The sequence below is a fragment of the Dietzia sp. DQ11-44 genome (assembly GCF_014145205.1).
Lineage (GTDB): Bacteria > Actinomycetota > Actinomycetes > Mycobacteriales > Mycobacteriaceae > Dietzia > Dietzia natronolimnaea.
This window is the reverse complement of sequence record NZ_JAALEC010000345.1, coordinates 1-7,145: the sequence shown is the minus strand read 5'-3', so window position 1 is coordinate 7,145 and position 7,145 is coordinate 1. Positions and strand designations below refer to the sequence as shown.

Annotated in this window: 9 protein-coding genes; 3 read left to right on the top strand and 6 right to left on the bottom strand. The window is 69.3% G+C overall.

The features are described from left to right. A partial coding sequence (locus G6018_RS09325) for a glycoside hydrolase domain-containing protein (protein ID WP_182639456.1) occupies positions 1-392 on the bottom strand: 392 nt, incomplete at its 3' end. A gap of 161 nt (positions 393-553) precedes the next feature. Here G6018_RS09325 and G6018_RS09320 point away from each other — a divergent pair. Continuing rightward, positions 554-1,453, top strand: coding sequence for an oxidoreductase (locus tag G6018_RS09320; RefSeq protein WP_182639455.1), 900 nt, complete (start codon positions 554-556; stop codon positions 1,451-1,453). Between the two features lie 35 nt (positions 1,454-1,488). On the opposite strand, the gene dapA is transcribed toward G6018_RS09320, so the two are convergent. Further along, entirely contained in the window at positions 1,489-2,376 is an 888-nt protein-coding gene (gene dapA / locus G6018_RS09315; protein ID WP_182639454.1) for a 4-hydroxy-tetrahydrodipicolinate synthase, read from the bottom strand. A 139-nt stretch (positions 2,377-2,515) separates the two neighbouring features. Here dapA and G6018_RS09310 point away from each other — a divergent pair, with 139 nt between their 5' ends. Next, entirely contained in the window at positions 2,516-2,806 is a 291-nt protein-coding gene (locus tag G6018_RS09310) for a hypothetical protein (RefSeq protein ID WP_182639453.1), read from the top strand. Between the two features lie 67 nt (positions 2,807-2,873). Here the strand turns inward: G6018_RS09310 and G6018_RS17570 are convergent, their stop codons facing one another. Further along, positions 2,874-2,999, bottom strand: a complete 126-nt coding sequence (locus G6018_RS17570) for a hypothetical protein (protein ID WP_277817639.1) — start codon at positions 2,997-2,999, stop codon at positions 2,874-2,876. Positions 3,000-3,176: 177 nt separating this feature from the next. On the opposite strand from G6018_RS17570, the gene G6018_RS09305 reads away from it, so the two are divergent. After that, a complete protein-coding gene (locus G6018_RS09305; RefSeq protein WP_182639452.1) occupies positions 3,177-3,965 on the top strand; it encodes a pirin family protein in 789 nt (262 codons plus the stop codon). On the opposite strand, the gene G6018_RS09300 is transcribed toward G6018_RS09305, so the two are convergent. From G6018_RS09300 to G6018_RS09290, 3 genes are all read right to left on the bottom strand, one after another. Then, positions 3,962-5,668, bottom strand: a complete 1,707-nt coding sequence (locus tag G6018_RS09300) for a BCCT family transporter (RefSeq protein WP_182639451.1) — start codon at positions 5,666-5,668, stop codon at positions 3,962-3,964. The two genes, G6018_RS09305 and G6018_RS09300, sit on opposite strands and share 4 nt — an antisense overlap. A gap of 56 nt (positions 5,669-5,724) precedes the next feature. Beyond that, complete coding sequence (locus G6018_RS09295; RefSeq protein WP_182639450.1) at positions 5,725-6,297, bottom strand: CAP domain-containing protein; 573 nt, start codon at positions 6,295-6,297, stop codon at positions 5,725-5,727. A gap of 83 nt (positions 6,298-6,380) precedes the next feature. After that, the coding region (locus G6018_RS09290; RefSeq protein ID WP_182639449.1) for a diacylglycerol kinase family protein at positions 6,381-7,145 on the bottom strand (765 nt) is incomplete at its 5' end.

Below are 7,145 nucleotides of genomic sequence, written 5' to 3'. Positions count from 1 at the left end.
TCCCCCGCCGCGCCCGCGCGCCAGTCGGCGGTGGTGTCCCTGCCGAACTGATAGCAGGAGACCATGTTGAGGCCGTGCGCACGGAAATCGTCGACCTCACGCCGCAACAGCGGCTTGCCGGTCATCCACTCGGCGCCGGGTCGGCGGTTCGAGCAGTACCGCACCGCGCCCATGTGTCCGGCCGCGCGGACGGAGGCCGCCGACGGCGGGCCCGACGCGTAGTCGAGCAGCGTGCCGATCGGGACCCCTGCACCCGCGCCGGGGAGTGCGCCGAGCGGTGCGGGGATGGACGACTGGGCACCGACCGCGGGAGTGAGCCCCGCGGCGAGGGCGCCGGCTCCGGCCGCGCCGAGACCGGCGCGGCGGAGGAAGGAACGGCGGTCGAACGTCATGAGGGAACTCCGAGATCTCGGTCGAAGACGAAAGGCGTGTGTGACGCGTGGGATCTCACCCGCCTCACGCGAGTGTGTCACAAGAACATCGCGGCGTCTCCCCCGGCGTTACCACACGGGTGTCCGACCACGGCGCAGGCGCGGCTGGTTGACTGTCACACATGAGCCGCACGCCCAGATGGTCCGCCTCCGACGTCCCCGACCAGACGGGACGGACCTTTGTCGTGACCGGGGCCAACGCGGGGATCGGCCTGGCCACCACACAGGCACTCGTGGCCCGGGGCGCCCGGGTGGTCATGGCGTGCCGGAACCTCGAGAAAGCCGAGGCCGCCCGGGCCACCCTGCCGTCGGGGACGCGTGACCTGGCGCTGGTCCGTCGCCTCGATCTGGCGGACCTCGACTCGGTGGACGAGTTCGTCGCCGGGACCGCGGATCGGGTGGATGTCCTGATCAACAACGCCGGCGTCATGAACCTCCCGCCCTCGCGGACCGCCCAGGGTCACGAGATGCAGTTCGGCGTGAACGCGCTCGGTCACCACGCCCTCACCGGCGGCCTGCTGCCGCGGTTGACCGATCGCGTGGTCTGGCTCGGCTCGCTGGCACACCTCCGCGGGCGCGTCGACACCGACGATCTGAGCATGGACCTGCGCGGATACCGGCCGATGGCGGCCTACGCCAACTCGAAGCTGGCCTGCATCATGCTGGCCTACGAATGGCAGCGCCGACTCGGTCGCGAGGGCGGGGAGATCCGGTCGATGGCGGCCCACCCCGGGTACACCGCCACCGAACTCCTCCGGCAGAGCGGCCGCCCGGCCGCCGACCGGTTCTTCGAGCTCGGCAACTCGATCTCGTGGGCCGGACTGACGCCGGAGACGGGCGCCCTGTCCGTCCTCTACGCCGCGACGGTGCCGGACCTTCCGGGCGCGACCTTCGTGGGCCCCGATCGCCTCGGCGGACTGAGGGGATACCCGAAGATCGCCAGGTCGAGCAGCAGGTCCCGCGACGAGCGGGTCGCCGCCGCCCTCTGGAAGCGGTGCACCGAGATGTCCGCGTTCCGGTAGTCAGCCCGCGGCGGGGTCAGGCCGACCCGTAGGGGTCAGGCCAGTCCGGCCGCGGCCAGTCCCTCACGGAGCCGGTCGAGGTGCTCCGGCGGGCCCTGGAGCAGGGGCATGCGCAGCTGGTCGGAGCCGATCAGGCCCCGCATCTTGAGAGCGGCCTTGACCTGGATCGCCCCCTGCGAGGTGTGCATGATCGCGTCGACGGCCGGGATGAGGCGGGTGTGGATCTCGCGGGCCCGGGGCAGATCACCGGTATCGACGGCGTCGATCATGGCCCGGTAGTCGTCTCCGGCCACATGCCCGACCACCGACACGACCCCGGTGGCGCCCAGTGCGAGGAACGCGAGGTTGAGCACGTCGTCGCCCGAGAACCACAGCAGGTCGGTCTCGGCCATGAGTCGGCTGGCCTCGAACAGGTCGCCCTTGGCGTCCTTGACCGCGCGGAGACCCGGGATCTCGGCAAGTCGCCGGATGGTGTCGGAGGACAGGGCCGTGCCGGTTCTCCCCGGGATGTCGTAGGCCATGACGGGTCGCCCTCCCGCCTCGGCGACCATCCGGAAGTGCTCGACGATCCCGTGTTGCGTGGGCTTGTTGTAGTACGGCGTGACCACCAGCAGCGTGTCGGCGCCGCGCTCGACCATCGCGGCGGCCGCACGCATCGAGTGCTCCGTGTCGTTGGTCCCGCAGCCGGCCATCACCGACACACGGTCACCGACCGCCTCGACGACCGCGGCCACGGCGTCGTAGTCCTCCTCGTCGGTGGTCGTGGCGGACTCACCGGTGGTGCCGTTGACCAGCAGGCCGTCGTGACCGTGATCGGCGAGGTGAACCGCGAGTCGCTGCAGCCCGTCGAAGTCGATCGAGCCGTCGTCGTGCATTGGGGTCACCATCGCGGTGATGACCCGACCGAAGGGATTGTCCGACATGAGCACCAGGATAGGCGGTCCCGGGTGATCGTTGCTCCGAGGCGGTCACCGGTGGCTCCGGCGGAGATGTCCGGAAGCACGTGGGGCCCGTCGCGGTTAGGGTCGTCACCACCCCGTACGCACGACCCAGGAGGACCACATGAATTCGGAGACACCCCCGGAGACCCCAGAGGACCTGGGCAACACCATCGACGGAACGCGTGTCGGTGACGGAAGCGCGCCGGATCCGGCAGCGGATCAGGGAGCGACCGGAATCGACCCGGACGCACCGGGCAGCGGTGGCCACAGTGACGGGCAGAGCGTCGGCCACGGTGACGGCACCGTGTCGACGGGCACGCGCGACATGGAGGAACAGAAGCGCATCTATCAGACGCCGGAGCAGCCGGACCACGCTCTCGGTGGGAGCGAGGGCACAGCCGACGGGATGTAACCAGCCGACGTGCCGCGCTACGGCGTGGACGCGGCCCGGCCCGCGACAGCCCGGCCCGAGGGGAGGGTCAGCGAACCTTGTCCGGGTTGGTGTCGAGGAAACGGCCCAGGGTGTTGTCGACGACGATGTGAGCCACCTCGTTGGTCGTGGCCACTCCCACGCGCAGCGTGGCGGCCAGAGCGTTCTGCAACATGGAAACCTCCCGGCGGGTGATGTGACTCCCGTCACTGACAACTGTCACCCTACGCCCGGGCGCGGGAGACCGTCGTCGTATCAGCGAAAAATCTGGACGACCGTTCTGGACCGGCACCCCGGCCGGAAAGGACTGCTCGAGTGTATTGTTGTTACATCATCTAGCCGAGGGGGCGCCGTGCTCGGTCCACTGGTCAGAGTCCGTCGGTCGGCCACACGCTCGCACACCGGTGGCGGCTGGTTGGACTCCCGTCACTCCTTCTCCTTCGCCCGCCACCAGGATCCGATGAACACCCATTTCGGGCGACTCCTGGTCAACAACGACGACCGGATCGCGGCGGGTTCCGGGTTCGACACCCATGGCCACCGGGACATGGAGATCGTCACCTGGGTGCTGTCCGGTTCGCTGGTCCACCAGGACTCCGAGGGCCACAACGGGATCATCTACCCCGGTCTGGCCCAGCGGATGAGCGCGGGCACGGGGATCCTGCACTCGGAGCGCAACGACGGCTGGCGAGATGGATCGATCCAGCACTCCGATGTCCCGGCCGACCCGGTGCACCTGGTGCAGATGTGGGTGGTCCCGGACTCCACCGGCGGAGACCCCGGGTACGAGCAGCGCGAGATCGATCCCGGCGAGCTGGACAACCACCTCGCCGTCGTCGCGGGAGGTCTCCGCGCCCACGCCGACCGGGCCGCCATCCGGATCCGCAACAGCACCTCCGCGCTGCTCGCCGCGCGACTACAGCCGGGTCGGTCGGTCCAGCTCCCCGATGCGCCGTACCTCCACCTCTACGTGCCCCTCGGCTCGGTCGATCTGGAGGGCGAGGGCGAACTGGCCACCGGTGACGCCGCGCGACTCACCGCCACGGGTGGTCGCCGGGTCACCGCCGGCGCGGACGGGGCCGAGATCCTCGTGTGGGAGATGCACGCGGGGATGACCATGCTCGACGTGCGAGGGCACTAGTCGGAGGACTCGACCGGGTTCGGCGCGCCGTCGTCCTCCTCCCCGGGGATCCGGTGCAGCGGGCCGATCGGCTCGGGTGAGGGCGTGTTCTCGTTCTTCTCGAACTCCTCGGGCGAATAGGCGCGATCCCACTGCCGTGTCACCGTGGGCGGGCGTTCGCCCAGGTCGGCGGAGATGCCCTTGACGAGGCTGTACATCATCACGAAGCCCATGACGAAGAACGGCAGCCCGATGACGGTGATGACCTCCTGCAGAGCGCTGAGACCACCGGTCCCGGTGCCGGCGAGTAGCGTCGCGGCGACGGCGCCCATGAGGACGCCCCAGATGATGCGCTGGTGGACGGGCGACGGGGCGACGGTGTCGTCCTCGCCCGAGGCCATCATGTCGACGACCATCGCGGCCGAGTCGACCGAGGTGGTGAAGAAGATGACGACGAGCAGCACCGCGATCCCGGAGACGAGGGTGGCGAGCGGGTAGTTGGACAGGAACGCGAACAGCGCGCCGGGGATGTCCCCGTCGTCGACCACCGCCTCGACCAGTCCACCGGGTCCGTTCAGTTCGATGTCGAAGGACGCCATGCCGAACACGCCGAACCAGATGATGGAGAAGGCCACCGGGAGGACGAGCACCCCGAAGACGAACTGGCGGATGGTCCGACCGCGACTGATGCGGGCGATGAAGATGCCCACGAACGGCGACCACGTGATGGTCCACGCCCAGTAGAAGACGGTCCACGTGTTCTGCCAGGTCGCCAGGTCGTCGTTGGCCGGGAAGACGTTGTTCCAGAACGCCAGCTCGGGCAGCGTCGAGGCGTAGACACCGAAGGTCTCCACCGTTCCCTTGAGCAGGAACAGGGTGGGTCCGGTGACGACGATGAAGACGAGCAGCGCGACGGCCAGGGCGATGTTGAGGGTGGACAGTCGCTTGATGCCCTTGTCCAGGCCCGCCGCCACCGAGATGCAGGCGATGGTGGTGACCACCACGATGACGAGCACCTGCACCACCGGGGACACCGCGATCCCGAAGAGCTCGTTGAGACCGGCGTTGATCTGGAGTGTGCCGAGGCCGACGGAGGTCGCCACGCCGAACACCGTTCCCACCAGCGCCACGACGTCGATCGTCTTGCCGATGGGCCCGTAGACGCGGTTGCCCAGGATCGGCGCGAAGATCGAACTGACGCGCGGCGGCATCTTGCGCTTGTAGATGAAGTAGGCGAACGCCAGGGCGGGCAGCGCGAAGATGGTCCAGGTGTGCAGACCGAAGTGGTAGAGGGTGAAGGCCATCGCCTCCTGGGCGGCCTCCCTGCTCCCGGGGTCCACCCCGCCGCGGGGCGGGGTGGCGAAGTGCGAGATGGGCTCGGCCACTCCCCAGAACATGAGGATCGTGCCGATCCCGGCGGCGAACAGCATGCCGAACCAGGCCGCCGTGGAGTGTTCGGGCTCCTCGCCGTCGGCGCCGAGACGGACATGTCCGAACCGGCTCAGCGCTATCCACAGCAGGAAGAGCAGGAAGATGGAGACCCCGGCGATGTAGAACCACCCGAGGTTGGTCATGATCCACCCCGAGGCGGTGCCGAAGACGTCCCCCACCCAGTCCCCCGCGAGGAACGTGACCACCACGAAGGCCACGATGACCGCCACGGTGGTGAGGAAGATCCCCGGGTCTGTCCTGAGCCTGAGTGCGCGTGTGATCCGTTCGGACATGGTCTCCCTCGTCTGTTCGGCCGTGCTTGGCAGCGGGTCGGTCCCCCCGGCTGACGTCAGTACGCGAAGTTGTGTACCACGAACACCTTGCCACCGGCGGAGTACGCGATCCCCATTCCCGCCGAACGGTACCCGGGGTCAATCAGGTTGTCGTTGTGGCCGGGTGAGTTCTTCCACAGGTCGACCAGGCACACCGCTCCGCAGTGTGTACCCGCGGCGACGATGTTCTCCCCGTGGCCGCGGTTCAGCAGGGCCTGGTTGTGGTAGACGGCGTCCTGGGCGGCGAGCCGGTCGGCCCACGCCTGCGCCTCGCGGTCCAGATCCGGGTTGGGGGCCAGTGCCCCGAGCCCCCGGGACACCCGGTAGGAGTCGATCTCCCGGACGATGCCCTCGCGCACCCCGCCCGAGACGTCCTGGTAGGCCATCCCCGTCGACCCGACCGCCGCCCACACCTCGGCGGGCACCGCGGCACGGGCCTGGGAGACGAGTCCGTCCACCACATGCTGCGGGATGAACGACGGCAGAGCCTGGGCGGAGGCCGTGGCTCCCCCGCCGCCCATCAGAGTGGCAGAGGTGACGGCGACGGTCGCGAGTGACGCGGTGAGCCTGGAGCGCATGGAGGTGATCATGCCGTCTCGGCGAGCCTGAAGCGAACCGATTGGCGGATGAGGTATCAGTGATGCGTAACGCCCGTGACCTGCGTAGATCAGTGTTACGAATGAGGCTGGAGTGACCGCGGCACCAGGAACAAGCCGGCCCCCGCGAGGACCTCGACGGTCACCGGGAGCGGTGCCACGGCGTCACCGTCGGCGAACGCCTCCACGTCCTGCGCCTCGATCCGAACCGACCTGCACCGCCGAGTGGTCACCCCCCGGAGCCCCACGTGGGTCCCGGAGTAGATCCTTCGGAAATGCCACGCCAGCCGGGGCTTGGAGATCCTGCCGACGTAACAGACGTCGAACAACCCGTCGGACCGGTCGGCGTCGGGGGCGATCCTCATGTCGCCGCCGTAACTCCGGGTGATGGCGAACGCACTGAGGAGGACCTCCGTCTCCACCGTCTCCTCCCCCGCCCCACCGGCGTCGAAGGTCATGCGGAAGCGACGGGGCCGGTACGTCGGGAACTCGATGATCGAGGCCAGGACGTAGCGGAGGGGCCCGCCGAGGATCGTCATCTCGTTGACGCGCCGGTTGACCGCCGAGTCGAGCCCCGCACACAGGACGGAGGCGAAGAGGTGCGGGTCCCCGCCGTCCGGGGTGGCCCGGCCGAGGTCCACCTGCTCGACCCGGCCGCCGGCGACGACGTCGGCGGCGGCCTCCGGACTGTCCAACGGGATGCCGTACTCGCGGGCGAGGTCGTTACCGGTGCCTGCGGGGATGATGCCGATCGGGACGCCCGAGAACGCCTGCGCCTGTACGGCGAGCGAGACCATCCCGTCCCCGCCGCACACGGCGAGGGCATCCACGCCGTCGGCGAT

What these genes read in the sequence shown, in the direction of transcription:
- G6018_RS09295 (WP_182639450.1), bottom strand. Translation starts at nt 6,297, where the DNA reads ATGATCACCTCCATGCGCTCCAGGCTCACCGCGTCACTCGCGACCGTC.
- G6018_RS09310 (WP_182639453.1), top strand. Translation starts at nt 2,516, where the DNA reads ATGAATTCGGAGACACCCCCGGAGACCCCAGAGGACCTGGGCAACACC.
- G6018_RS17570 (WP_277817639.1), bottom strand. Translation starts at nt 2,999, where the DNA reads ATGTTGCAGAACGCTCTGGCCGCCACGCTGCGCGTGGGAGTGGCCACG.
- G6018_RS09300 (WP_182639451.1), bottom strand. Translation starts at nt 5,668, where the DNA reads ATGTCCGAACGGATCACACGCGCACTCAGGCTCAGGACAGACCCGGGG.
- dapA (WP_182639454.1), bottom strand. Translation starts at nt 2,376, where the DNA reads ATGTCGGACAATCCCTTCGGTCGGGTCATCACCGCGATGGTGACCCCA.
- G6018_RS09320 (WP_182639455.1), top strand. Translation starts at nt 554, where the DNA reads ATGAGCCGCACGCCCAGATGGTCCGCCTCCGACGTCCCCGACCAGACG.